This window comes from Nocardia sp. NPDC059195, assembly GCF_042754695.1.
Classification (GTDB): Bacteria; Actinomycetota; Actinomycetes; order Mycobacteriales; family Mycobacteriaceae; genus Nocardia.
The window spans coordinates 1-1,043 of record NZ_JBHZBG010000075.1; the positions used below are offsets into that span (position 1 = coordinate 1).

Annotated in this window: 1 protein-coding gene; it reads left to right on the forward strand. The window is 61.7% G+C overall.

Annotation, left to right across the window (positions count from 1 at the left end):
- Positions 1–1,043 (forward strand): condensation domain-containing protein (locus tag ACFXKN_RS33490; RefSeq protein WP_379434803.1); only part of this gene is annotated, 1,043 nt, incomplete at both ends.

Genomic DNA, 1,043 nt, shown 5'->3' on the forward strand with positions numbered 1-1,043 from the left:
GCGGGTGCGGGAACTGGCCGCGGCGGATCGGATCGCGTGCTGCGACCTGGATCGAGAATCCCAGTTCCGGGTTTCCCTGGTGAAGGTAGCAGCCGACCGGTTCCACCTCATCGTGACCATGCACCACATCGTCATCGACGGCTGGTCCCTACCGATCCTGCTGGAAGAAATATTCCTCGCCTACGGTGGTGAAACACTCGCCACGCCGATGCCGTATCGGGGCTATCTGGCATGGGTATCGGAACAAGACGCGGCAGCCTCGAGTGCTGTGTGGCGCGAGCAGTTCGCGGGCTTCGAGTCCCCCACGATCATCGACCCACTCGGGATCGATTCCGCTTCCGAGCGGATACCAGCTGACCGGGCGTCGCAGGGTTTCTCGGTTCCGGAAACGACCACGCGGGCGTTGGACGCATTGGTACGCGAGCTGGATACGACGATGAGTACCGTGCTCCACGCGGCATGGTCGCGCGTATTGAGCGTGATGACCGGCCGCTCCGACGTGGTCTTCGGGACCACCGTCTCCGGACGGCCCGCCGAGCTGCCCGGCATCGACAAGATGGTCGGACTGTTCATCAACACCATCCCGGTCCGCGCCGACATCGAACACGACACAACCTTCGCCCAACTGGTCGAAAGACTGCAACAGAATCAGACCGACACGGTCGAACACCAATTCCTGCCGCTGACCGAGATCTGCCGTGCATCAGGACAACAGCATCTCTTCGACACCCTCATGGTGTACGAGAACTACCCCATCGAGGCCTCCGCCGAGAACATCAGCGCGGACATCTCCATCACCGACATCTCCGTCCACGAAACAGTGCATTACCCACTGGCACTCCAGATCTCACCGGGTCCGCGACTGCATTTACAGGTGAAGTACTCGACGGACGTTCTCGATGCGGTCGCGGTCGAACAGTTGGCCGCTCGATTCCTGCGCGTGCTCGACGCGATCATCGCCGACCCACGCCAACAGGTCTCCTCGATCGAGGTCTTCGACGAACACGAACTCGCCCAACTGGCGAAGTTCTCCAACCGGGCCG